Below are 21470 nucleotides of genomic sequence, written 5' to 3' on the forward strand. Positions count from 1 at the left end.
AGTAAGTCATGGTCATTTATACTGGTAATCGTTTAGTTGATTTATTTTATAACATTTTTGTGGTCAGGTGACTATATGTACGGCTGATACTTTTCAATCGTATTTTGCTGATTTTCGTGTGCCTCTAAATCCATCTCTACTATTTGAGACATAACTTCTCTAGCACGCTGTAACAAATCAGAGGTATGTTCTCCCTCATTTAAAGTCAAACGCACATCGAATTCATTTGCAATAATAATATTTAATTCTGCCGCACCTTTATCAAACAAAGCAGAATTAAAATATCGAATGATCATATTTTCTTGCAAATTCAAGGAATCCAAACACTGTATAGACGTGACATTCTTGCTCAGGCTATACTTATTGATCATTTAAAATTTTCCTAAAGCTATGTATAAAGTGGAAATATTTGAAAAGCTTATGAAGTATCTAGAATGTATAAATCAAAATGCTAATATAAATTCATCGCAAGCATAGTAAGAGAGTTCCTCTTATGAGTTACTTGTACTTTTATTAATGAATAGTAACTTTTCATATAAAAGTACAAGCAACGGGCTCTTATTACAAAATTAACCCAAAAGCTCTTTTAGAATTTGGTTCACTTGCTGTGGGTTAGCACTGCCGCGACTGGCTTTCATGACCTGACCGACCAGACCGTTAAAGGCTTTTTCTTTACCGCCGCGATATTCTTCGACCATCGCTTCATTTTTTGCGATGACTTCTTCGACCATCGCTTTGATAGCACCAGTATCGGTCTCTTGCTTGAGGCCTTTGTCTTTGATGATTTTATCTGCTGCATCATCGCCATCGCCGCCTTCGCGCTCGTATAGAGCACTAAAGACTTTCTTAGCCAGTTTGCCAGATAGCGTGTCATCTTTGATACGCTTGAGCATGCCAGCCAATTGTTTGGCACTGATAGGAGAGTCGATGATATCGGTGTCATCTTTGTTAAGGGCGCCAAGCAAATCGCCCATGACCCAGTTGCCAGCCATTTTAGCATCTTGTTGACCGATTTCAGCCACCACATCTTCGAAATAGTCAGCAATTTGACGACTGCCAGTCAAGATACGAGCGTCATATTCTGACAGACCAAGCGCTTCTTCAAAGCGTGCGCGACGAGCAACTGGTAGCTCTGGCATCGCTGCTTTGATCGCATCAACCGTATGCTGCTCGATACGGACAGGTAGCAGGTCAGGATCAGGGAAGTAGCGATAGTCGTTGGCGTCTTCTTTGGTACGCATGGTACGCGTTTCGTCACGCTCTGGATCATATAGCATCGTCGCTTGAACGACTTTGCCACCGTCTTCCAAGATATCGATTTGACGTTCGATTTCACGATTGATAGCACGTTCGATAAAGCGGAACGAGTTTAGGTTCTTTAGCTCAGTACGCGTACCGAGATCAGCACCTGGCTTGCGCACAGAGACGTTACAGTCACAGCGGAATGAGCCTTCAGCCATTACTGCGTCTGAGATACCTAGCCAAGTAACTAGCTGATGAATGGCTTTAATATAGGCAAGTGCTTCGTGGGCTGAGCGCATGTCTGGCTCAGAGACGATTTCGATCAGTGGCGTACCAGCACGGTTCAAATCCACACCCGTCATACCATCGACAGCGTCATGTACAGATTTACCAGCATCTTCTTCTAGATGCGCGCGGGTGATACCCATACGTTTAGGGTATTCGTTCTTTTCGCCCTCATTTACCACGACATCGATGTAGCCAACGCCTACGATAGGATTGGCCATCTGGGTGATTTGATAGCCCTTAGGCAAATCAGGGTAGAAGTAGTTTTTGCGGTCAAACGTATTAAATAGACCTAACTCAGCATTGACGCCGATGCCGAATTTTAGCGCGCGATCGACCACACCAGCATTTAGCACTGGTAATACGCCAGGCAAACCCAAATCGACGATGCTAGCTTGGCTGTTTGGCTCATGACCAAAATCAGTCGGCGCACTTGAGAAGATCTTACTTTCCGTATTTAGCTGGCAGTGAATCTCGATACCGATGACCACTTCATAGCCATCGACAAATAGCTCTTTACGCACGGCGTGTTCACGGACGGCATTGTTATCAGTAGTAACTGTACTCATTATACCGTCTCCTTTGCGATGGTAGAGTGTTGTAGGTGATGATCAGTATGCTGCTGGAACAGATGCGCAGTCGTGAGCAGTTGACTCTCTTGCCAGTGCTTACCGATTAATTGCAAGCCAATAGGTAGGCCTTCAGTCGTCAAACCAACTGGCTGACTGAGGGCAGGTAGACCTGCTAGGTTGACCGCGATGGTATAAACGTCACCTAAATACATCGTTGCAGGATCAAGGTTGTCAGTAAGCTTGTAAGCTGCCGTCGGTGCGGTTGGGCTAGCAATCACATCGCAGCTAGCAAAGGCTTCATCGAAGTCTTTAACGATTAAGCGGCGAATTTTCTGTGCTTTGGTATAGTAAGCATCGAAATAACCAGCCGATAGCGCATAAGTCCCTGTCAAGATACGGCGCTGTACTTCAGGGCCAAAGCCTTCAGAGCGTGAGCGCGTGTATAGATCGATCAGATCCGTTGGGTTTTCACAGCGATAGCCAAAGCGTACGCCATCGAAGCGTGATAGGTTCGATGATGCTTCAGCAGGTGCTAGCATGTAGTAAGTGGCAAGTGTGATCTCAGGATCAGTGATGTTTACTTCTACAATCGTTGCGCCTAATTCTTCGTATTTCTTGAGCGCAGCACGTGCTGCTTGCTCGACTTCGCTATCAAGCCCTGTACTGAAGTATTCTTTAGCCACACCAATACGAAGACCGTCAAATGGCTTATCACCAGCAGCGGCCTCTGCATCATTGATGTCTTGTACGTAGTTAGGCATGTCATATTTGATCGAAGTGGCATCGCGTGGATCGTGACCAATCATTGGCTGGAGTAGATAAGCGCAATCTTTCGCGCTGCGTCCCATGCTACCAGCTTGATCCAAACTTGAGGCATAGGCAATCATACCAAAGCGTGATACACGTCCATAAGTCGGCTTGATACCTGTTAGGCCACAGAATGAGGCGGGCTGACGAATAGAGCCACCCGTATCACTACCAGTCGCAACAGGGACAAAACCTGCGGCAACGGCGGCAGCACTACCACCTGACGAGCCACCAGGGACGCGCTCTAGGTTCCAAGGGTTCTGTACGGTGCCGTAGTAAGAGCTACTGTTGTCTGAGCCCATCGCAAACTCGTCCATATTGAGCTTACCTAAGCTGATCATGCCAGCTTTATCGATGTTAGAAACGATAGTCGCGTCATATGGTGAGACAAAGTTATGTAGCATCTTTGAGCCACAAGTGGTCAGTACGCCTTGGGTACAAAAGATATCTTTGTGCGCCATTGGTACACCAAGTAGCGGACGCTGATCGCCCTGAGCACGCATCTCGTCTGCCGCTTTTGCTTGTGCGCGTGCTGTCTCAGAAGTATGAGTGATAAAGCTGTTAATTTTGCCGTCTAGCGCGTCTATACGCTTGATGTAGTGTTCAGTTAATTCTGCGCTGCTAAATTGTTTGTTTTGCAAGCCAGTAATGAGCTGCTCGGTACTTAATAAATGAAGTTCAGACATAAGGTGTCGTCCGTCAAAATGTTAATAGCATAAAATAAAATGAGATAATGGCAAATGCGTGATTATATTATTCAGCCACTATTATTCAATCACCTGAGGCACTAGATATAAGCCTTCTTCTACGGCAGGTGCGACTGACTGATTACGCTCACGATTGATGTCGTGTTTTGCCACATCAGCACGCAACTCTTGGCAAGCTTCATGGATATTGGCTAGTGGCTTGATGTCTGTGGTATCAACGTTAGATAGCGTATTCATCAGTTTTAATACTTTACTGATATCATCAGCATAGCTATCGGCTGTACTTTCATCGACACCTAAGCGGGCAAGGTTGGCAACTTCTAGGATTTCTTCACGGCTGACGTTGCTGTCAGACGTTGCTGGCTGCTGAGACATAGTTTCTCCAGTTAAGGACAGTTTTTGTTAGAGTAATTGATTACGAAAAGGAAAATACGTAAGCGTTAAAATAGAAACAATTAAAATAGAAACAAATAGTAAGTGGGCTTATTATAAAGCATCTGACTCAAGTTTACAGAGTATGACGCTTGATTGATGCACAATCTCAACCAAGAGGCTGAATTGATAAAGACGTAATATTAAATAAGATATGGTGCTAGCCGAGCCATAATGCCAATTAAGACACAATGATTTACAGAGAATTGCAAAACTGACCCCCTAATTCATCATTGTTCCTCAATTGCTCTCCAATTAGCTTCTAAAATACGTTACAGTATGCATCTGCTATTAAGCAAAACATTCATCTGCCTGTAGAGCCTTGTTAGTTATCAGATTAAATGATGTTTCATTGAGTTGAATGATATTTACTACTATTTCAAACTTTGTAACAACTTTTGGCGTCTAAGACAAAAATCCTTACTTACTGATGCAAATATCTATGTTTTTTTTGAGCTAAATCGGTATAATTTAGCTCAGTTTTTTCATTTCATCATTATTGTTTGGATTTTGACTTGTTGGGATGATTAACTGTTGCCATAAGTAATGTTTAACGACGACCTGCTCAACACTGACGAGTAACACCTCAGTCAATCTCATTCGCCTCATTCGTAAGACGCTGGATATATTAGTCATGAACCTGTTTGGATTTTTATCAAATAATATCGCTATCGACCTCGGTACTGCGAACACCCTAATTTTTATTCCTAATAAAGGCGTCGTGCTTGACGAGCCTACGGTGGTCGCGTTACGAAGCAATCGTACTCAAAACCCGACCGTCGCCGCTGTTGGTATCGATGCCAAGCAGATGCTAGGTCGTACGCCTGCGAACATCACAGCGATTCGCCCGTTAAAAGACGGTGTGATTGCTGATTTTGAAGTGACGCAAAAAATGCTTAAGCACTTTATCGCTAAAGTAAAAGCCAAGCGTTTTATGGCACAGCCTAACGTCGTGGTTTGTGTGCCATGCAAGTCTACTCTAGTTGAGCGCAAGGCGATTCGTGAGGCAGTATCATCAGCAGGTGCGAGCAAAGTACTATTACTAGAAGAGCCGATGGCTGCGGCTATCGGTGCTGGTATGCCAGTTCATGAAGCCAGTGGTTCTATGGTTGTGGATATTGGTGGTGGTACAACTGAGATTGCTGTTATCGCCCTGTCTGGTTGCGTATATGCTGAGTCGATTCGTATCGGTGGTGATATGTTTGATGAAGCGATCATCACTCATGTACGCCGTACGCATGGTTGTGTCATCGGTGAGACAACCGCTGAGCGCATCAAAAAAGAAGTCGGCTCTGCATTGAATGAAGACAGCCAACTAGAAGTAGAAGTTCGCGGTCGTAGCATGGCAGAAGGTGTGCCAAAGACCTTTACTGTCAACTCAGAAGAAGTGCAAAAAGCATTGACTGATCCATTGAGCGGTATTGTTAGCGCTGTAAAAGTAGCACTTGAGCAGACTCCGCCAGAGTTGTCATCTGATATCGCTGAGCGTGGCATTGTATTGACAGGTGGCGGCGCACTATTACGTGACTTAGACAAACTTATCTCACAAGAGACTGGTTTGCCAGTGACGGTAGCAGAAGACCCACTAACCTGCGTTAGTCGCGGTGGTGGTATCGCACTTGATTTCATCAATAACAAAAGTTTAAACATGATTTTTGTTTAAGTCATCTTTATCTTTAATTGCCCTATAGTCTTGGTAATATATGATGATTTATGTGAATGATGAAACTATGAATATAGTCGGTTTAATATAATTTGGATACAAGGAAGGCAAGCGAAAGTACTACAAGTAGTAGGCTGAGCGAGACTGACACCGTATCCAATCTATAGAAGATTGACTATATATAAAATTAAAGGTAGCCGATTGTGCTACCTTTAATTGCATTCATTTGTGCTAGAACCCAATATCCTCGATAAACACTCATGCTGTAAATAAGTGCTATTGTTCATTTTAGAATCCTTAAATCAGACGACTTATGACTCCAAGTATTTTTGCGCGCCAGCCGTTATCACTTCGTAAGACTGTTATCGTATTGATAGCAGCCTTAATCTTGATGTGGTTTGATAGCAAAAACTCTGATTGGTTTAAGCCTGTACGTAGCACCAGTCATGCCGCCATGCAGCCAATCTATGAGCTGTCTTTATTACCAAGCTATGCTAAGCATTGGGCTAGTGGTAGTCTGCAATCAAAAGAAGCACTGCGTCGCGAAAATATGCAGCTAAAGTCGCAATTGATACACGCGCATGCCAAGCTACAACAGCAAGATTATATTTTGGCGCAGAACGCACGCCTGCAAGGTATCTTATCTACCACCAAGCCTGAGCAGTTCGATCTTAATTTGGCGCAAGTCATCGGTACAGATACCAATTTGCTCAGACAGATTGTCGTGCTTAATAAAGGTGAGCAAGATGGCGTACAAGTTGGGCAAACGGTCATCGATGAAGACGGTGTGTTAGGACAGATCATTAACGTCTATCCCAATACTAGCCGTTTGTTGTTGATTACAGATGAGCAGCAGTCAGTTGCGGTTACTGTTAAGCGTACTGGTCAGCGTGCTATCGTCACAGGCCAAGGTATCCCATCTTCATTGAGTCTCAATTACGTCTTCAAAACATCGGATGTGCGAGTAGGTGATGAGCTAGTGTCGTCAGGACTCGGCGGTCGTATTCCGGCAGGCTATCGAGTAGGGCGTATCGCGCATGTCAAAGATGAGCAAACCGACAACTTTAGAACGATCGAAGTTACTCCAGCAGCTAACTTTATTGACAATGCCTATGTTTTAATACTTCAAGACAAGCTGTTAAATGAGAACAATGCTACTGCTATTGCTCCATAGATAACGACGTAAGCCACAGTATTAACGTTTTAAAGCTTTCCATTTATGGTATTCACCTTGCCAATATCCAATCAACAATATCACAGCAACCACCAAACACTCGCTAAGGTAAGTACCCATGTCGTATCCTGATTCTGAGAATGCCACGGTACTATTGATAGTTGTGATTGTTCTGAGTTTCATCGCTGCATCATCACTCAATGTCTATCCATTAAGCCCAAGCATGGCCACACTGCGTCCCATGGTCATGATCATGGTGCTGATTTATTGGTTGCTGTTTCAGCCGCGCTATGTCGGCATTTTTACCGCATTTACGGTTGGACTGATTGCTGATTTATTGATGGATACGCATTTAGGTCAGCAAGCGTTCGCCGCCGTTGTGGTTGCACTGGTTATCAAAATTACCAGTATCTACGTCAGACAGTTGAATACCGTTAGCGCGTGGTTAATTGCTAGTCTAGGGCTGATTGTCTTTCAGTTAAATCTATGGATACTACAGATGTTTATTCAAAACGTCTTTGTCGCTCAGTCTGCTTTATCACTGTTTATGAGTATCCTCAGCTGGCCACTCGTGCTGTTTGCTTTACGCAAGTTTTCGCGTTAATGAATCGCTAGTTATAGCTGTTATTCTGATTAATAGCTTAGCTTGCTCGGCCCACAATACTGTATGACCACACACATCATAAATTTATAAATGAAGAGAATATCGATGGATATCGTTTTGGCATCTGGCTCTCCGCGTCGTCGTGAGCTACTAGAAAGAGCGCAACTAAACTTTACTATCTTGAGAGTGGATATTGATGAGACGCCGTTAGATAATGAGTCGCCGACAGACTATATCGAACGCATGGTCGAAACCAAAGCCGATGCTGCGATACAACAATTAAGCGATACCTCTCAAGCGGATCACGATAGCCTTACCTCACCGTTTATTATTCTGACCTCTGATACTATTGGCGTGCTGTCAGATGGTAAGACAGTATTGGTCAAACCTATCGATCGCGAGCACGCATATAGTATGTGGCAGCGTATGTCTGATAACGTTCACGAAGTATGGACTGCCGTTCAAGCGACTCAAGTACAGCTATTGCCTAAAGCAAAACCAAGCCCATCAGAACCTATACATTCCTTGCAAATTATTAACCAGAAGCGAATCACTGAGCGTACGGAAGTGACCTTTATACCAATGACGACACAAATGATGAGCGACTACTGGGATAGTGGCGAACCCGCTGATAAAGCTGGTGGATATGGCATTCAAGGACTGGGAGCTGCGTGGGTCAGTCGTATCAACGGCAGCTATACCAATGTCGTTGGTCTGCCACTGGCACAAACACTGGCACTAATCAAAGAAATGACAGAAGGCAGTATGGACACAGTCAACCCGTTATAATGGGATATGCACATAATGACACGGTAGGGTAATGGGCAAGAGCAAGTCGCATTTGTTACACTGTCAATCTAATAGGCGATGACCGTCTAATAAGAAAGCTGAGAGATAAGAGAAAAAACTATGTCCGAAGAGCTGCTGATTAATATTAGTCCAATGGAATCCCGTGTTGCGGTTTTAGACAATGGTATTTTGGGCGAGATTTATATTGAACGACATCACAAACTGGGGTTGGTCGGCAATATCTATCTAGGGACGGTCGTACGTGTCCTTCCTGGTATGCAGGCAGCCTTCGTAGATATTGGTCAGTCACGGACCGCATTTCTACATGTTAATGATATGCAGCGTGAACCACGCCCCGTTGCAGAAAAAAACAAAGCGGCTAAGGCCACTAAGCACGAGATAAATGAGGACGATGCCACTGCCAACGCTTCTGCTGATAGCTTGGCTGTGACACCGCCTATTGTCAGTGCACAAAGTACAGAGATCGTACCAGCGTCTAAAACATTGATTCAGCATCGTCTGCATGAAAGTCAGCGTATTTTGGTACAGGTAACCAAAGACCAGTTGGGGAGCAAAGGTGCTCGTCTAACGACCAACATCTCACTACCATCACGTTATTTAGTATATTTACCATCGAGTGATCATATTGGCATATCGCAGCGTATTGATGGCGAAGAAGAGCGTAGCCGATTAAAGACTGAGCTTAGTAGCCTAATGCAAACGGTCAATCTAAAGGGTGGACTGATTGCCCGCACCGCTGCTGAGCGTGTGCCTGTCGATAAGCTAGAAGAGGACATCTATTATCTATTGCAGCTATGGCGTACTATCTGTGCTCGTCGCCAAGAGATTAATCATCATCAGAGCTCAGAGCTGATCTATCAAGAACTGTCATTACCATTACGTTCTATCCGTGACTTGGTTCACGCTGATACCGAAAAAGTTATTATTGATAATACGCAGATTTATGAGCAAGTCAGATATTTCGCCAAAGAGTTTGTTCCATTTGTCTATGATCGTATCGTGCATTACACCGCTGAGCAGTCATTGTTTGATGTACACCGTGTCGAAGACGACTTACGTGATGCGCTAAAGCGCCGTGTCGATCTCAAGTCTGGCGGTTATCTGATTATTGATCAAACCGAAGCTATGACCACGATTGATGTCAATACAGGCTCTTTTGTAGGCGGTCGCTCATTAGAGGATACGGTTTATAAAACCAATCTAGAAGCCACACATGCTATCGCCCGTCAGCTACGACTACGTAATCTAGGCGGCATTATTATTCTAGATTTTATTGATATGCTTGAGCAACAGCATAAAGATGACGTGCTAGAGAGCTTGCAGGCGCAGCTTACTCAAGATTATGCAAAAACCAAGATTACGCAGGTTAGTGAGCTTGGCTTAGTAGAGATGACACGCAAGCGCACGCGTGAGTCATTGGGTCAACAACTTTGTGAGCCGTGCTCGACTTGTCAAGGTCGTGGGTTCGTCAAAACCGCAGAGACGGTTTGCTTTGAGATTTTCCGCGAGATTATGCGCTGCGCCCGCACTTATAATTCTCCCAAAAAGTTCACAGTGGTGGCTCATGCGGCAGTCATTGACTTACTGCTTACGACAGAGTCAGACACAGTGGCTGATTTAGAGTATCTACTGGGTAGGGTCATTACTTTTGATGTAGAGAATTTATATACCCAAGAGCAGTATGATATTGTTTTAGATTAATATTATTTAAAACAAATAATAATTTTAGATGAAAATATTTGTGTGATTAGTAGCCAGTATAAAAAGGAGCATCTCTAATGATACTAGAGATTGCTCTTGCAATACCTAAAATACTATGTATAATATACACCACTGAATTATATATGCGCAGCTGAATAAAAAAAGCTGGCGCTATGACAGCTAGAGCATCGTTTCTAGCACTATTTCATTATGCCTTTGCTACTTTCCAATTAATAGGAGGGTTGGCGGGGCTTTAAACTATTTTACTTTTGGCACGCTATAAGTTCGGATAAAGAACTCATTCTGGTTAAGAACAGAAGGCCGCTTTAAGTGAATATTTAACCAAACTGCTTTTGATCATGGTCTTGCGACGCAAGAATGACAAAGGCACATATTAGGAGCTTGCTGGCATGGCTAACCAGAGAATCCGTATCCGTCTTAAGTCTTTTGATCATCGTCTGATTGATCAATCTGCACAAGAGATTGTTGATACTGCAAAGCGCACCGGTGCGCAAGTTTGTGGTCCTGTACCGTTGCCGACTCGCATTGAGCGCTTCAACGTTCTAACCTCACCACACGTTAACAAAGATGCTCGTGACCAGTACGAAATCCGTACTCATAAGCGTATGGTTGATATCGTTCAGCCAACTGACAAAACTGTGGATGCGCTAATGAAATTAGATTTAGCGGCGGGTGTTGACGTTCAAATTGCTTTGGGTTAATGCACATTAAACACCCAACCCATTAATATAAGATATAAAGAGGTCTAAAATGGCGATCGGTTTAGTCGGTAAAAAGTGCGGCATGACCCGTGTCTTCACTGAAACAGGCGCATCTATCCCTGTAACAGTTGTTGAGGTCGATGCAAACCGCATTACTCAAGTAAAAAATACTGATGTAGATGGTTATCAAGCCATCCAAATTACCACAGGTACTCGTCGTGACAGCCGCGTAACAGCTGCACAAAAGGGTCACTTCGCTAAAGCTGGTGTTAAAGCTGGCCGTGGTGTTTGGGAATTCCGTGCCAACGAAAGCGATCTTGAAGGTCGTGAGATTGGTGGCGAGATTCTAGCTGACTTGTTCGAACAAGGTCAGATGGTTGATGTGACAGGACAGAGCAAAGGTAAAGGTTTCCAAGGCCCTGTTAAGCGTCACAACTTTAGTATGCAAGATGCTACTCATGGTAACTCAGTGTCTCATCGTGCGCATGGTTCAACTGGTCAAAACCAGTCACCAGGTAAAGTATTCAAAGGCAAGAAGATGGCGGGTCAGATGGGTAACAAACGTGTTACCGTTCAGGGCCTAGAAGTGATTTCGGTTGATGCCGAAAAAGGGTTACTTGTCATCAAGGGTGCTATCCCAGGTGCCACCGGTGGCGATGTTATCGTACGTCCGTCAGTCAAAGCCTAAGCAAGGGGATTAACGTGGATTTAAAAACAGTTACAGGTGCGGCGGTTGAGCTTTCTGATACGGCATTTGGTCGTGAATTCAACGAAGCACTAGTGCATCAAGTCGTCACCGCTTATTTAGCTGGTGCTCGCCAAGGTACACGCGCACAAAAAACACGTGCCGAAGTTTCTGGCGGTGGTATTAAGCCATGGCGCCAAAAAGGTACTGGTCGCGCTCGTGCGGGTTCTATTCGTAGCCCAATCTGGCGTTCAGGTGGTCGTGCATTCGCTGCAAAACCACAAGATTGGTCACAGAAAGTAAACCGTAAAATGTATCGCGGTGCGATGCAGTGCATCCTAGCAGAATTGATTCGTCAAGAGCGTCTGATTTTGGTAGAAGAGTTGAGCGTTTCTGGGCCGAAAACCAAAGAACTGATTGCTAAGTTAAACGATTTGAATGCACCTCGTGCACTAATCGTTACTAAAGAAGTTGATGAAAACTTATACTTAGCTGCTCGCAACATTCCACACGTCAATGTACTTGGTACAAATGAAGTGGACCCAGTGAGCTTGATCGCATTTGATAAAGTGATCATGTCAGTTGAAGCTGCGAAACAATTTGAGGAAGCACTAGCATGAATAACGCAAGACTTTATCAGGTCTTAAGAGGGCCTGTATTCTCAGAAAAATCTCAAATGCTTGGCGACTCACTTGGTGTGCAGGTATTTAAAATTGATTCTAATGCTACTAAGCTTGAAGTCAAGAAAGCAGTTGAGTTGATGTTTGAAGGTGTTGAAGTTACTAAAGTAAACACTTTGAATGTTAAAGGTAAGACAAAGCGTTTTGGTAAAAGCATCGGCCGTCGTAACGACTACAAAAAAGCCTATGTTACCTTAAAAGCTGGTCAAGATGTACAAATGGCTGATGCTGGTGAAGAAGTAGCGAATACTACTGATTCTACTAGTGAAACAGCGAATAACGAATAAGGATTACACTCATGCCTATCGTAAGAGCAAAGCCAACATCACCAGGCCGTCGTTTTGTTGAAAAAGTAGTGCATCCACACCTGTACAAAGGTCGTCCGTTTGCAGCACTTCTAGAATCAAAAAGCAAGTCAGGTGGTCGTAACAATAATGGCCGCATTACTACTCGTCACATTGGCGGTGGTCATAAGCAACATTATCGCATTATCGATTTCAAACGTACTAAAGACAATATCCCAGCAACGGTAGAGCGTATTGAATACGATCCTAACCGTACTGCTCATATTGCTCTACTTAAGTATGCTGATGGCGAACGTCGTTACATTATCGCTGCTAAGAAACAAGTAGTTGGTGATACAGTAATGTCAGGCGAGACTTCTCCAATTCGTCCAGGTAACTGCTTACCGCTAAAAAACATCCCATTGGGTACTGTGATTCACAATATCGAGCTTAAAATCGGTAAAGGTGCACAGATGGCTCGTTCTGCGGGTGCTAGCGTTCAGTTACTAGGTCGTGACGGTGTTTATGCTATTCTACGTATGCGTTCTGGCGAAACTCGCCGTGTACACGTAAATTGCCGCGCTGTTATTGGTGAAGTTTCTAACACTGAAAACAACTTGAAATCACTTGGTAAAGCCGGTGCTTCACGTTGGCGTGGTGTTCGTCCTTCTGTTCGTGGTGTCGCTATGAACCCGGTTGATCACCCACACGGTGGTGGTGAAGGTCGTAACAAAGGTCGCCATCCAACCAGCCCTTGGGGTCAGAAGTCTAAAGGACTTAAAACGCGTCACAATAAGCGTACTGACAACATGATCATCCGCCGTCGCGCCAAGAAGAAATAAAGGAAGAATTTCATGCCTCGTTCATTGAAAAAAGGTCCATTCATAGACGCGCACTTGTTTGCTAAAGTTGAGAATGCATTAGACACCAACTCACGCAAGCCAATTAAGACTTGGTCGCGCCGCTCGATGATTCTGCCACAAATGGTTGGCCTAACTTTATCTGTTCACAACGGCCGTACTCATGTACCGGTTATCGTGAGCGAGCAGATGGTTGGTCATAAACTAGGTGAATTTGCCCCGACTCGTACGTATCGTGGTCACGGCATTGACAAAAAAGCTAAGAGATAAGGTGCTTACCATGGAAGTAACTGCAAAATTACGCGGTGCCGCCATATCGGCACAAAAAGTTAGACTCGTTGCTGATGAAGTTCGTGGCAAATCTATTGAGCGTGCTTTGGATATCCTAACGTATAGCAATAAAAAAGGCGCTGTGTTTGTTAAGAAATGCCTTAACTCAGCCATCGCCAATGCCGAACATAATCACGGCTTAGATATTGACGACCTAAAAGTCGCTACTATCTATGTTGATGAAGGCATTACGCTAAAACGTATCCTACCACGTGCCAAAGGCCGTGCTGATCGTATCAGCAAGCGTACTTGTCACATCACTATAAAGGTAGGAGAATAAGTTATGGGTCAAAAAGTACATCCAATCGGAATTCGTCTTGGTGTTGTAAAAAAGCATAACGCAAACTGGTATGCTAACCCTAAACAATACTCAGAATACCTAATCAACGACATTCAAGTTCGTGAATATCTACGCAAAAAGCTAGATAACGCTATGATCAGCAACATCATGATCGAGCGTCCTACTGGCGCTGCTAAGATTACCATCGCCACTGCGCGTCCTGGTATTGTTATCGGTAAGAAAGGCGAAGATATCGAAAGACTTCAAAAAGAATTGACCAAAATTATGGGCGTACCTGCTCAGGTCAACATTGAAGAAATCACGTCACCTGACCTTGATGCACGTTTGGTAGCAGACGGCATCGGTAGCCAGCTTGAGCGTCGTGTTATGTTCCGTCGTGCGATGAAACGCGCGGTACAGAACAGCATGCGTTCTGGTGCTAAAGGTATCAAGGTTGAGCTGTCTGGCCGTCTAGGCGGTGCTGAGATTGCTCGTAGTGAATGGTACCGTGAAGGTCGTGTGCCATTGCATACACTCCGTGCTGATATTGACTACTCGTCAATTCGTGCAGAGACAACTTACGGCACCATCGGTGTTAAAGTTTGGATTTTCCGTGGCGAAATCCTTGACGGTATGAACAGTGTATATAATCCCGTCAAAGAAGAGCAGACTCGTGCGCCAAAACGCCGTGGTCGTGGAAACCGTCGAAACTCAGACAGAGGTTAAACTATGTTACAGCCAAAACGTACCAAGTTTCGTAAAATGCACAAAGGTCGTAACACTGGGCTAGCTCATCGTGGAAGCACCGTTGCATTCGGACAAATTGGTCTAAAATCATTGACGCGTGGTCGTATGACAGCTCGTCAAATCGAAGCAGCACGTCGTACCATCACTCGTAAAATTAAGCGTGGCGGTAAGATTTGGATTCGTGTATTCCCTGACAAACCGATTACTAATAAACCATTAGAAGTACGTATGGGTAAAGGTAAAGGTCCAGTAGAATATTGGGTATGCGAAATCAAACCTGGTAAAGTGCTATATGAAATTGAAGGGGTACCAGAAGAGCTTGCACGTGAAGCTTTCACGCTTGCTGCAGCAAAACTGCCCTTTAAAACTACCATTGTTAAGCGGACGATAATGTAATGAAGATCAGTGAATTACGTGATAAATCATTAGAAGAACTGACCCAGTTACTTGATGAAAAGCAACTTGATGCTTTCCGTATTCGTATGGCTAAAGCAACTGGTCAGTTGGGTAATACCCATGAAGTACGTGACAATCGTCGCACGATTGCTCAGCTTCAGACTTTGATTAACGAGAAACAACGAGGCGACTCATGAGCGATAACAATCAAACAACTACCAATGCTAGCGTATTGACAGGTCGAGTTGTTAGCGACAAGATGGATAAGTCCATCACAGTTTTGATTGAGCGTCTGGTTCGTCATCCTTTGTATGGCAAGCAGCTTCGTCGTTCTACAAAAATCAAAGCACATGATGAGAATAATGTTTGCCAACAAGGCGATCTTGTCCGTATCAAAGAAACGCGTCCAATCTCAAAAACCAAGTCTTGGACTTTGGTTGATGTGGTTGAAAAAGTAGAAAAAATCTAAGTAAATTGCATTAAAAGCCAGAAGCTGTTAAAATAGCCGCCTTTTTAAGGATGCTGATTGCGCCGAGCGTATATCACTCACATTAAGAGTAAGTCGCGGTTATTTATATTAAAATGCCGTCTACTCATACTGTGCTAGCGGCAGCAACTGGTTTTTATTGCTCATACGTGTGGAGTAACGCTATGATTCAGGTTGAGTCAATGCTGGAAGTTGCAGACAATAGCGGTGCAAGAAGAGTTCAGTGCATTAAAGTACTGGGTGGTTCTCATCGTCGTTATGCATCAGTTGGCGACATTATTAAAGTAACGGTTAAAGAAGCCATTCCGCGTGGTCGTGTTAAAAAAGGCGACGTGATGAATGCAGTAGTTGTACGTACCAAAAAAGGCGTTCGTCGCCCTGATGGTTCTGTGTTACGTTTTGATGACAATGCTGCGGTATTGTTGAACCAAAACAAAGCGCCGATTGCAACTCGTATTTTTGGACCGGTAACTCGTGAACTACGTGGTGATCAGTTTATGAAAATTGTATCACTAGCACCAGAAGTATTGTGAGGTAATCCATGTCAAAATTACGTAAAGGCGATACAGTTATCGTGATTGCTGGGAAAGACAAAGGCAAGCAAGGTACTGTACAAGCTGTAAAAAACGATCGTATTAAAGTTGAAGGCATTAACATTGTTACCAAACATCAGAAGCCAAATCAGGCAACTGGCGTTGAAGGTGGCATTCTTAAGCAAGAAGCTTTTCTGCATATCTCAAATGTCGCAATCTTAAATGCGCAAACCCAAAAAGCAGACCGTATTACTTATCAGTTTGGCGAAGACGGCAAGAAACAACGCGTCTATCGTTCAAGCGGTGAAGTAGTGGCGACTGCGTAAGACACTAAGGGTGTAATGGTAATGGCAAGATTAAAATCTTTATATAACGATGAACTAAAGCAGCAAATCAAAGAAGAGCTTGGTTTGGCAAATGTGATGCAAGTGCCTAAAATCACTAAAATCACACTTAACATGGGTGTAGGCGGCGCGTCTCAAGACAAGAAATTGTTGGAAGGTGCTGTAGCTGATATGACCGCGATTGCTGGTCAAAAACCTGTTGTCACCAAAGCGCGTAAATCAGTTGCTGGCTTTAAGATTCGTGAAGAATGGCCAATTGGCTGTAAAGTAACGCTACGCGGTGAGCAAATGTACGAATTTTTAGATCGTCTCGTTGCCATTGCAATTCCTCGTATTCGTGATTTCCGCGGTTTTTCACCTAAAGCCTTTGACGGACGTGGTAACTACTCATTGGGTATCAAAGAACAAATCGTATTCCCAGAAGTAGATTTTGACAAGATTGATCGTATCCGTGGTATGGATGTGACAATCACCACGTCAGCTCAATCTGATGAAGAAGGTCGTGCGTTGCTTAAAGCATTCGGCTTCCCATTTAAATAAGGTAAAGACGTTATGGCAAAGAAGAGCATGATTAACCGCGAATTAAAGCGCGAAAAAATGGTTGCTAAATATGCTGAAAAGCGTATCAAGCTAAAAGAAACTATCAGTGATATGACTGCAAGTGACGAAACTCGTATGGAAGCGATGTTAGAGCTACAAGCTCTTCCACGCAACTCATCACCAGTACGTCTGCGTAATCGTTGTGCTATCACCGGTCGTCCTCACGGTTACTTCCGCAAGTTTGGCTTGTCACGCAATATGCTGCGTGAGCGTGTCATGCAAGGCGATGTGCCTGGTGTTCGTAAAGCAAGCTGGTAAGGAGTAACTATATGAGTATGCAAGATACCGTTGGGGATATGCTAACCCGTATCCGTAACGCACAAATGGCTAACAAAGTATCGGTAGCAATGCCGAGCTCTAAATTACGTAAATCAATTGCTGATTTACTAGTTAGCGAAGGTTATGTGGCTAGCGCTGTTGTTGCTGAAGAAGAAAACAACAAAGCAACCCTTACTATTGAATTGAAATATTTCGAAGGCCGTGCTGTCATCGAAACTATCCAACGTTATAGCCGTCCTGGTTTACGCCAGTTCCGCGGTAAAGACGCTATCCCTACTGTTAAGCAAGGTATGGGTGTTGCTATCGTATCTACTAGCCAAGGTATCATGAGCGATCGTGCTGCACGCGCTGCTGGTATCGGTGGTGAAATCGTCGCATTTGTAGCGTAAGCTATACGACGATGAAGTCTATTTGATGGTTGTTAGGCTTCTATCGGTTGAGTAATATTAAATTATTTCGAATTGATAGATGTCTAACACAGTCAACTATGCTAAACTAACACGCTTTTTAGCCTGTTAGTTTTTTCGCTAATATAAAGAAGTTAAATTTTTTAAGGAATATTCCTATGTCTCGTGTGGCTAAAGCCCCAGTGACGCTGCCAAACGGTGTAAGCGTTACTTTGAACGATCGGCAGGTCGAAGTTAAAGGCAAGAACGGTTCTATGTCTTTACGCCTGCATGAATTGGTCGAGCTGAAACAGGAAGATGATGCTATCATTTTCTCACCTACAGTCGATTCAAAAGAAGCTATGATGCACACTGGCACCATGCGCGCTCTTGTTAACAACTATGTTACTGGCGTAAACGAAGGCTTTGAAAGACGTCTTCAGTTAATTGGTGTTGGTTATCGCGCGCAAGTTACTGGTAACAAAGTAACCTTGAACGTTGGTTATTCTCATCCAGTAGAGTATACGTTACCTGAAGGTGTATCAGCTGAAACGCCAACGCAAACTGAAATTGTTTTGAAATCAAACAATAAACAGCAGCTTGGTCAAGCAGCCGCCAACATCCGTGGTTTCCGCCCACCTGAGCCTTATAAAGGCAAAGGTATTCGTTATAGTGACGAGCATGTGATTCGCAAAGAAGCTAAGAAAAAATAAGGTGAGTTGAAATGTTTGATAAAAAAGCAGCTCGTCTGCGTCGAGCTAAGAAAACACGCGCGCATATCCGTTTCTTAGGCGTTCATCGCTTAACGGTTAACCGCACGTCAAAACATATTTATGCCCAGATTATCTCTCCAAATGGTGGTGAAGTGATTGCTCAGGCATCTACCTTAGACAGCAGCTTGCGTTCAGGCGCGACTGGTAATGCTGATTCAGCAACGTCTGTAGGCCAAATGATCGCAGAACGCGCAAAAGCAGCTGGCATTACTAAAGTTGCCTTTGACCGTAGTGGTTTCAAATATCATGGTCGAGTTAAAGCTTTAGCAGAAGCTGCTCGCGAAAACGGATTGGAGTTTTAATCATGGCTAGAAATGATAAAAATGATAAAAATGAACAGACTGACGGTCTAGTAGAACGCTTAGTTACCGTTGATCGCGTAGCGAAAGTTGTTAAAGGTGGTCGTATTTTCTCTTTCACTGCATTGACTGTAGTGGGCGATGGCAATGGTCGTGTAGGTTTTGGTCGCGGTAAAGCACGTGAAGTGCCAGCTGCTATCCAAAAAGCACTAGAAGCTGCCAAACGTAATATGATTACTGTTGAGCTAAATGATGCAACTTTGCATCATCCAATCAAAGCACGTCATGGTGCTAGTAAAGTCTACATGCAGCCTGCATCTGAAGGTACTGGCGTAATCGCTGGTGGCGCAATGCGTGCTGTATTAGAAGTTGCTGGTGTCAAAGATGTTTTGACTAAATGTTATGGTTCTACCAATACTGCTAACGTTGTTCGCGCAACGTTTAACGGTTTACGTGATATGTCAACTCCAGAGAAGATGGCAGCTAAACGTGGTAAATCTGTAGACGAAATCTTGGGTTAACTTAGACTAGGTGAGTTACGATGAAAAAAATGAAAGTCACTCAATTTAAATCGGGTGCCCATCGCCTAAAGAGCCACAAAGCGAGCTTGAAAGGATTGGGTTTACGCCGTATTAATCATACTGTAGTAGTAGAAGATACTCCTTCGACTCGTGGTATGGTCAATCGCGTTAACTACATGGTAAAAGTGGAGGAAGCGTAATGGGTCTTAGATTAAATGAATTATCACCAGGTGTTGGCGCAAAGAAAACTGCTCAACGTCGTGGTCGTGGTATCGGTTCAGGTCTTGGTAAGACTGGTGGTCGTGGTGTAAAAGGTCAGAAATCTCGTTCAGGTTCTAGCATTCGCTCAGGATTTGAAGGTGGTCAGATGCCTCTATATCGTCGTCTACCAAAATTTGGTTTTACCAGTAAACTGGCTATGAAGACTGCTGAAGTACGTCTTTCTGAACTGAATAAAATTGAAGGCGATGTAGTTAGCCTTGAAACACTTAAAGCTGCTAACCTTATCCGTCACGATATGAAACGTGCTCGTGTAATGCTATCAGGCGAAGTCACTAAAGCTTATACTTTCAAAGGTATTAAAGTGACTAAAGGTGCTAAGCAAGCTATCGAAGCTGCTGGTGGTAGCATCGAGGAGTAGTAACGTGTCAAAACAATCAATGTCATCGGCTGGTATACCGCTTAATCCATTCGCATTTATACGTAAGTATGATGAGCTATGGACGCGTTTATTATTTTTAATCGGCGCATTGATTGTTTATCGTTTAGGGTCACATATTCCAGTTCCGGGTATCAACCCAGTTAACTTGGCTGATCTGTTTTCGCGCAACGAAAACACCATTCTGAGTATGTTTAATATGTTCTCAGGTGGTGCGCTAGAGCGTATGTCTATCATGGCACTTGGCATTATGCCATATATCTCAGCATCGATTATCGTACAGATGATGTCTGCAGTATTGCCATCGCTTGAAGCCCTCAAAAAAGAAGGTGAAGCGGGACGACGCAAGCTAAACAAGTATACCCGTCAGGGAACGCTTGCTTTAGCCCTAGTACAGTCATTAGGAATGTGTGCCGGCTTAATCAGCCAAAACCTTACTTTATCTACTGGTCTTACCTTTTATATTCCAGCTGTTACTTCTTTAGTAGCAGGCGCAATGTTCTTAATGTGGCTTGGTGAGCAGATTACAGAACGTGGCGTAGGTAATGGTATTTCAATGCTCATTTTCGCGAGTATTGTGGCTGGTACGCCAGGTATGATTTCGCAGTCTATTGAACAGGTCAATCAAGGGCAGATGAACTTGATTGTGCTATTTATTTTTGTACTGCTAGGTATCGCGGTTACTGCGGGTATCGTTTATATTGAACGTGCTCAACGCCGTGTTCCTGTGAACTATGCTCAAAAGCAGCAACAAGGCCGCAAAATTTACGCTCAGCAGCAATCACATTTGCCGTTGAAGCTAAATATGGCAGGGGTTATCCCAGCTATTTTTGCAAGTTCTTTGTTATTGTTTCCTGCAAGTTTAGGGCAGTGGGTCGGTCAATCGACTGATCCTACCTTTGTACAGAAAATGCTTCAAAATATGGCATTGGTGTTGTCTCCAGGACAGCCGCTATATTTAGTACTGTTTGGCGCAATGATTATCTTCTTCTGTTATTTTTATACGGCATTGGTATTTAGTCCGCGTGAAGTAGCAGAGAACCTTAAACGTAGTGGTGCGTATATCCCAGGTATTCGCCCAGGACAACAAACTCAGCGTTACCTCGATCATGTATTAAACCGACTGACCTTTATTGGCGCGATGTATATGACGGTTATTTGTTTAATGCCAATGGTCGTCCAGTCATCGTTTGGTGTGCCGTTTCAACTCGGTGGTACGTCTTTACTGATTATGGTGGTTGTGGTAATGGACTTCATTTCGCAGATTCAAGCGCATTTGATGACCCATCAATATCATGATCAGACGTTAATTCAATCGCCCACTCAACCTTAAATGAGCGGTACGATATTTCAAGGAGCATGCTATGAAAGTTCAAGCATCAGTTAAAAAGATTTGTGGTAGCTGTAAAGTTGTGCGCCGTAAAGGCCGTGTACATATTATTTGTACAGCAGAACCTCGCCACAAGCAACGTCAAGGTTAATATTTAGTATTAGAAAACATCTAGTTTTCACTGCTAATTAAATTAATACTTGAAAAATAACGGCGGATGCGATATCATCCGCCACTTGCCGTGTTTATACAAAATCTTTTATAATAGAATCGATGAGC

33 protein-coding genes are annotated in these 21470 nt (G+C 43.7%); 28 read left to right on the forward strand and 5 right to left on the reverse strand.

From position 1 onward, the window contains the following. Positions 1 to 71 precede the first annotated feature (71 nt). From QO187_RS12375 to QO187_RS12395, 5 genes are all read right to left on the reverse strand, one after another. Positions 72 to 371: a hypothetical protein gene (locus QO187_RS12375; RefSeq protein ID WP_371548518.1), complete on the reverse strand. Its 300-nt coding sequence runs from the start codon at positions 369 to 371 to the stop codon at positions 72 to 74. A gap of 198 nt (positions 372 to 569) precedes the next feature. Beyond that, positions 570 to 2096 (reverse strand): Asp-tRNA(Asn)/Glu-tRNA(Gln) amidotransferase subunit GatB, encoded by a 1527-nt coding sequence (gene gatB / locus QO187_RS12380; RefSeq protein ID WP_102094172.1) that lies wholly within the window; start codon positions 2094 to 2096, stop codon positions 570 to 572. Beyond that, the gene (gatA, locus tag QO187_RS12385; RefSeq protein WP_102094171.1) at positions 2096 to 3592 is read right to left on the reverse strand and encodes an Asp-tRNA(Asn)/Glu-tRNA(Gln) amidotransferase subunit GatA; all 1497 of its coding nucleotides are present in this window, start codon (positions 3590 to 3592) and stop codon (positions 2096 to 2098) included. Before gatA ends, gatB begins: the two co-directional genes overlap by 1 nt. Before the next feature lie 81 nt (positions 3593 to 3673). Further along, complete coding sequence (gatC, locus tag QO187_RS12390) at positions 3674 to 3988, reverse strand: Asp-tRNA(Asn)/Glu-tRNA(Gln) amidotransferase subunit GatC (RefSeq protein WP_057758683.1); 315 nt, start codon at positions 3986 to 3988, stop codon at positions 3674 to 3676. 528 nt (positions 3989 to 4516) lie between these two features. Further along, positions 4517 to 4645 (reverse strand): hypothetical protein, encoded by a 129-nt coding sequence (locus QO187_RS12395; protein ID WP_259358613.1) that lies wholly within the window; start codon positions 4643 to 4645, stop codon positions 4517 to 4519. A 34-nt stretch (positions 4646 to 4679) separates the two neighbouring features. Between QO187_RS12395 and QO187_RS12400 the strand changes: the two genes are divergently transcribed. The 28 genes from QO187_RS12400 to rpmJ all read left to right on the forward strand — a co-directional run bounded on the left by QO187_RS12400 (position 4680) and on the right by rpmJ (position 21342). Then, entirely contained in the window at positions 4680 to 5708 is a 1029-nt protein-coding gene (locus QO187_RS12400; RefSeq protein ID WP_082624553.1) for a rod shape-determining protein, read from the forward strand. 313 nt (positions 5709 to 6021) lie between these two features. Further along, entirely contained in the window at positions 6022 to 6882 is an 861-nt protein-coding gene (gene mreC, locus QO187_RS12405) for a rod shape-determining protein MreC (RefSeq protein WP_102094169.1), read from the forward strand. Positions 6883 to 7000: 118 nt separating this feature from the next. Next, positions 7001 to 7486 (forward strand): rod shape-determining protein MreD, encoded by a 486-nt coding sequence (gene mreD, locus QO187_RS12410; protein WP_101204871.1) that lies wholly within the window; start codon positions 7001 to 7003, stop codon positions 7484 to 7486. 105 nt (positions 7487 to 7591) lie between these two features. Then, the gene (locus tag QO187_RS12415) at positions 7592 to 8275 is read left to right on the forward strand and encodes a nucleoside triphosphate pyrophosphatase (protein WP_185156633.1); all 684 of its coding nucleotides are present in this window, start codon (positions 7592 to 7594) and stop codon (positions 8273 to 8275) included. A 120-nt stretch (positions 8276 to 8395) separates the two neighbouring features. After that, positions 8396 to 9997, forward strand: coding sequence for an Rne/Rng family ribonuclease (locus tag QO187_RS12420; protein ID WP_102094166.1), 1602 nt, complete (start codon positions 8396 to 8398; stop codon positions 9995 to 9997). Positions 9998 to 10407: 410 nt separating this feature from the next. After that, on the forward strand, positions 10408 to 10719 hold the full coding sequence (gene rpsJ, locus QO187_RS12425) for a 30S ribosomal protein S10 (protein ID WP_010196670.1): 312 nt from the start codon (positions 10408 to 10410) through the stop codon (positions 10717 to 10719). A 49-nt stretch (positions 10720 to 10768) separates the two neighbouring features. Then, entirely contained in the window at positions 10769 to 11407 is a 639-nt protein-coding gene (gene rplC, locus QO187_RS12430; protein ID WP_057758696.1) for a 50S ribosomal protein L3, read from the forward strand. Between the two features lie 14 nt (positions 11408 to 11421). After that, a complete protein-coding gene (gene rplD, locus QO187_RS12435; protein WP_057758698.1) occupies positions 11422 to 12024 on the forward strand; it encodes a 50S ribosomal protein L4 in 603 nt (200 codons plus the stop codon). Then, positions 12021 to 12371, forward strand: coding sequence for a 50S ribosomal protein L23 (rplW, locus tag QO187_RS12440; RefSeq protein ID WP_057758700.1), 351 nt, complete (start codon positions 12021 to 12023; stop codon positions 12369 to 12371). The genes rplD and rplW overlap by 4 nt, the downstream gene beginning before the upstream one ends. 11 nt (positions 12372 to 12382) lie before the next feature. After that, on the forward strand, positions 12383 to 13210 hold the full coding sequence (gene rplB, locus QO187_RS12445; RefSeq protein WP_057758702.1) for a 50S ribosomal protein L2: 828 nt from the start codon (positions 12383 to 12385) through the stop codon (positions 13208 to 13210). Positions 13211 to 13222: 12 nt separating this feature from the next. Next, a complete protein-coding gene (gene rpsS, locus QO187_RS12450; protein WP_010196682.1) occupies positions 13223 to 13498 on the forward strand; it encodes a 30S ribosomal protein S19 in 276 nt (91 codons plus the stop codon). Positions 13499 to 13508: 10 nt separating this feature from the next. Further along, on the forward strand, positions 13509 to 13838 hold the full coding sequence (gene rplV, locus QO187_RS12455) for a 50S ribosomal protein L22 (protein ID WP_021813373.1): 330 nt from the start codon (positions 13509 to 13511) through the stop codon (positions 13836 to 13838). A 3-nt stretch (positions 13839 to 13841) separates the two neighbouring features. Beyond that, a complete protein-coding gene (gene rpsC / locus QO187_RS12460) occupies positions 13842 to 14564 on the forward strand; it encodes a 30S ribosomal protein S3 (RefSeq protein ID WP_057758704.1) in 723 nt (240 codons plus the stop codon). Between the two features lie 3 nt (positions 14565 to 14567). Then, positions 14568 to 14981 (forward strand): 50S ribosomal protein L16, encoded by a 414-nt coding sequence (gene rplP / locus QO187_RS12465; protein ID WP_010196693.1) that lies wholly within the window; start codon positions 14568 to 14570, stop codon positions 14979 to 14981. Next, positions 14981 to 15178, forward strand: a complete 198-nt coding sequence (gene rpmC / locus QO187_RS12470) for a 50S ribosomal protein L29 (protein ID WP_102094164.1) — start codon at positions 14981 to 14983, stop codon at positions 15176 to 15178. Before rplP ends, rpmC begins: the two co-directional genes overlap by 1 nt. After that, complete coding sequence (rpsQ, locus tag QO187_RS12475) at positions 15175 to 15450, forward strand: 30S ribosomal protein S17 (protein ID WP_102094163.1); 276 nt, start codon at positions 15175 to 15177, stop codon at positions 15448 to 15450. Before rpmC ends, rpsQ begins: the two co-directional genes overlap by 4 nt. A gap of 182 nt (positions 15451 to 15632) precedes the next feature. Beyond that, positions 15633 to 16001 carry a 50S ribosomal protein L14 gene (gene rplN / locus QO187_RS12480; RefSeq protein ID WP_010196702.1) on the forward strand — a complete coding sequence of 123 codons (369 nt, stop codon included), beginning with the start codon at positions 15633 to 15635 and terminating at the stop codon, positions 15999 to 16001. A gap of 8 nt (positions 16002 to 16009) precedes the next feature. Next, positions 16010 to 16327: a 50S ribosomal protein L24 gene (rplX, locus tag QO187_RS12485; RefSeq protein WP_101204866.1), complete on the forward strand. Its 318-nt coding sequence runs from the start codon at positions 16010 to 16012 to the stop codon at positions 16325 to 16327. Between the two features lie 21 nt (positions 16328 to 16348). Beyond that, entirely contained in the window at positions 16349 to 16885 is a 537-nt protein-coding gene (rplE, locus tag QO187_RS12490) for a 50S ribosomal protein L5 (RefSeq protein ID WP_101204865.1), read from the forward strand. Positions 16886 to 16897: 12 nt separating this feature from the next. Then, positions 16898 to 17203: a 30S ribosomal protein S14 gene (gene rpsN, locus QO187_RS12495; RefSeq protein WP_010196705.1), complete on the forward strand. Its 306-nt coding sequence runs from the start codon at positions 16898 to 16900 to the stop codon at positions 17201 to 17203. An 11-nt stretch (positions 17204 to 17214) separates the two neighbouring features. Then, positions 17215 to 17613: a 30S ribosomal protein S8 gene (gene rpsH / locus QO187_RS12500; protein WP_101204864.1), complete on the forward strand. Its 399-nt coding sequence runs from the start codon at positions 17215 to 17217 to the stop codon at positions 17611 to 17613. Positions 17614 to 17789: 176 nt separating this feature from the next. Further along, entirely contained in the window at positions 17790 to 18323 is a 534-nt protein-coding gene (gene rplF, locus QO187_RS12505) for a 50S ribosomal protein L6 (RefSeq protein WP_057758710.1), read from the forward strand. Between the two features lie 11 nt (positions 18324 to 18334). Beyond that, the gene (gene rplR / locus QO187_RS12510) at positions 18335 to 18685 is read left to right on the forward strand and encodes a 50S ribosomal protein L18 (RefSeq protein ID WP_057758713.1); all 351 of its coding nucleotides are present in this window, start codon (positions 18335 to 18337) and stop codon (positions 18683 to 18685) included. Positions 18686 to 18687: 2 nt separating this feature from the next. Continuing rightward, entirely contained in the window at positions 18688 to 19203 is a 516-nt protein-coding gene (gene rpsE, locus QO187_RS12515) for a 30S ribosomal protein S5 (protein ID WP_057758716.1), read from the forward strand. Between the two features lie 20 nt (positions 19204 to 19223). Then, the gene (gene rpmD, locus QO187_RS12520; protein WP_057758718.1) at positions 19224 to 19403 is read left to right on the forward strand and encodes a 50S ribosomal protein L30; all 180 of its coding nucleotides are present in this window, start codon (positions 19224 to 19226) and stop codon (positions 19401 to 19403) included. Beyond that, the gene (gene rplO / locus QO187_RS12525; protein ID WP_057758719.1) at positions 19403 to 19843 is read left to right on the forward strand and encodes a 50S ribosomal protein L15; all 441 of its coding nucleotides are present in this window, start codon (positions 19403 to 19405) and stop codon (positions 19841 to 19843) included. The genes rpmD and rplO overlap by 1 nt, the downstream gene beginning before the upstream one ends. A gap of 19 nt (positions 19844 to 19862) precedes the next feature. Continuing rightward, entirely contained in the window at positions 19863 to 21194 is a 1332-nt protein-coding gene (secY, locus tag QO187_RS12530) for a preprotein translocase subunit SecY (protein WP_185156638.1), read from the forward strand. A 31-nt stretch (positions 21195 to 21225) separates the two neighbouring features. After that, entirely contained in the window at positions 21226 to 21342 is a 117-nt protein-coding gene (gene rpmJ, locus QO187_RS12535; RefSeq protein ID WP_010196721.1) for a 50S ribosomal protein L36, read from the forward strand. The last annotated feature ends 128 nt before the right edge of the window (positions 21343 to 21470 follow it).

It is taken from the genome of Psychrobacter sp. Arc9 (assembly GCF_041431295.1).
Classification (GTDB): Bacteria; Pseudomonadota; Gammaproteobacteria; order Pseudomonadales; family Moraxellaceae; genus Psychrobacter.

Bases quoted from the DNA above. Each gene is read 5' to 3' on its own strand.
- QO187_RS12375 (WP_371548518.1), bottom strand. From the start codon at position 371: ATGATCAATAAGTATAGCCTGAGCAAGAATGTCACGTCTATACAGTGT.
- gatB (WP_102094172.1), bottom strand. From the start codon at position 2,096: ATGAGTACAGTTACTACTGATAACAATGCCGTCCGTGAACACGCCGTG.
- gatA (WP_102094171.1), bottom strand. From the start codon at position 3,592: ATGTCTGAACTTCATTTATTAAGTACCGAGCAGCTCATTACTGGCTTG.
- gatC (WP_057758683.1), bottom strand. From the start codon at position 3,988: ATGTCTCAGCAGCCAGCAACGTCTGACAGCAACGTCAGCCGTGAAGAA.
- QO187_RS12395 (WP_259358613.1), bottom strand. From the start codon at position 4,645: ATGAGATTGACTGAGGTGTTACTCGTCAGTGTTGAGCAGGTCGTCGTT.
- QO187_RS12400 (WP_082624553.1), top strand. From the start codon at position 4,680: ATGAACCTGTTTGGATTTTTATCAAATAATATCGCTATCGACCTCGGT.
- mreC (WP_102094169.1), top strand. From the start codon at position 6,022: ATGACTCCAAGTATTTTTGCGCGCCAGCCGTTATCACTTCGTAAGACT.
- mreD (WP_101204871.1), top strand. From the start codon at position 7,001: ATGTCGTATCCTGATTCTGAGAATGCCACGGTACTATTGATAGTTGTG.
- QO187_RS12415 (WP_185156633.1), top strand. From the start codon at position 7,592: ATGGATATCGTTTTGGCATCTGGCTCTCCGCGTCGTCGTGAGCTACTA.
- QO187_RS12420 (WP_102094166.1), top strand. From the start codon at position 8,396: ATGTCCGAAGAGCTGCTGATTAATATTAGTCCAATGGAATCCCGTGTT.
- rpsJ (WP_010196670.1), top strand. From the start codon at position 10,408: ATGGCTAACCAGAGAATCCGTATCCGTCTTAAGTCTTTTGATCATCGT.
- rplC (WP_057758696.1), top strand. From the start codon at position 10,769: ATGGCGATCGGTTTAGTCGGTAAAAAGTGCGGCATGACCCGTGTCTTC.
- rplW (WP_057758700.1), top strand. From the start codon at position 12,021: ATGAATAACGCAAGACTTTATCAGGTCTTAAGAGGGCCTGTATTCTCA.
- rplB (WP_057758702.1), top strand. From the start codon at position 12,383: ATGCCTATCGTAAGAGCAAAGCCAACATCACCAGGCCGTCGTTTTGTT.
- rpsS (WP_010196682.1), top strand. From the start codon at position 13,223: ATGCCTCGTTCATTGAAAAAAGGTCCATTCATAGACGCGCACTTGTTT.
- rplV (WP_021813373.1), top strand. From the start codon at position 13,509: ATGGAAGTAACTGCAAAATTACGCGGTGCCGCCATATCGGCACAAAAA.
- rpsC (WP_057758704.1), top strand. From the start codon at position 13,842: ATGGGTCAAAAAGTACATCCAATCGGAATTCGTCTTGGTGTTGTAAAA.
- rplP (WP_010196693.1), top strand. From the start codon at position 14,568: ATGTTACAGCCAAAACGTACCAAGTTTCGTAAAATGCACAAAGGTCGT.
- rpmC (WP_102094164.1), top strand. From the start codon at position 14,981: ATGAAGATCAGTGAATTACGTGATAAATCATTAGAAGAACTGACCCAG.
- rpsQ (WP_102094163.1), top strand. From the start codon at position 15,175: ATGAGCGATAACAATCAAACAACTACCAATGCTAGCGTATTGACAGGT.
- rplN (WP_010196702.1), top strand. From the start codon at position 15,633: ATGATTCAGGTTGAGTCAATGCTGGAAGTTGCAGACAATAGCGGTGCA.
- rplX (WP_101204866.1), top strand. From the start codon at position 16,010: ATGTCAAAATTACGTAAAGGCGATACAGTTATCGTGATTGCTGGGAAA.
- rplE (WP_101204865.1), top strand. From the start codon at position 16,349: ATGGCAAGATTAAAATCTTTATATAACGATGAACTAAAGCAGCAAATC.
- rpsN (WP_010196705.1), top strand. From the start codon at position 16,898: ATGGCAAAGAAGAGCATGATTAACCGCGAATTAAAGCGCGAAAAAATG.
- rpsH (WP_101204864.1), top strand. From the start codon at position 17,215: ATGAGTATGCAAGATACCGTTGGGGATATGCTAACCCGTATCCGTAAC.
- rplF (WP_057758710.1), top strand. From the start codon at position 17,790: ATGTCTCGTGTGGCTAAAGCCCCAGTGACGCTGCCAAACGGTGTAAGC.
- rplR (WP_057758713.1), top strand. From the start codon at position 18,335: ATGTTTGATAAAAAAGCAGCTCGTCTGCGTCGAGCTAAGAAAACACGC.
- rpsE (WP_057758716.1), top strand. From the start codon at position 18,688: ATGGCTAGAAATGATAAAAATGATAAAAATGAACAGACTGACGGTCTA.
- rpmD (WP_057758718.1), top strand. From the start codon at position 19,224: ATGAAAAAAATGAAAGTCACTCAATTTAAATCGGGTGCCCATCGCCTA.
- rplO (WP_057758719.1), top strand. From the start codon at position 19,403: ATGGGTCTTAGATTAAATGAATTATCACCAGGTGTTGGCGCAAAGAAA.
- secY (WP_185156638.1), top strand. From the start codon at position 19,863: ATGTCATCGGCTGGTATACCGCTTAATCCATTCGCATTTATACGTAAG.
- rpmJ (WP_010196721.1), top strand. From the start codon at position 21,226: ATGAAAGTTCAAGCATCAGTTAAAAAGATTTGTGGTAGCTGTAAAGTT.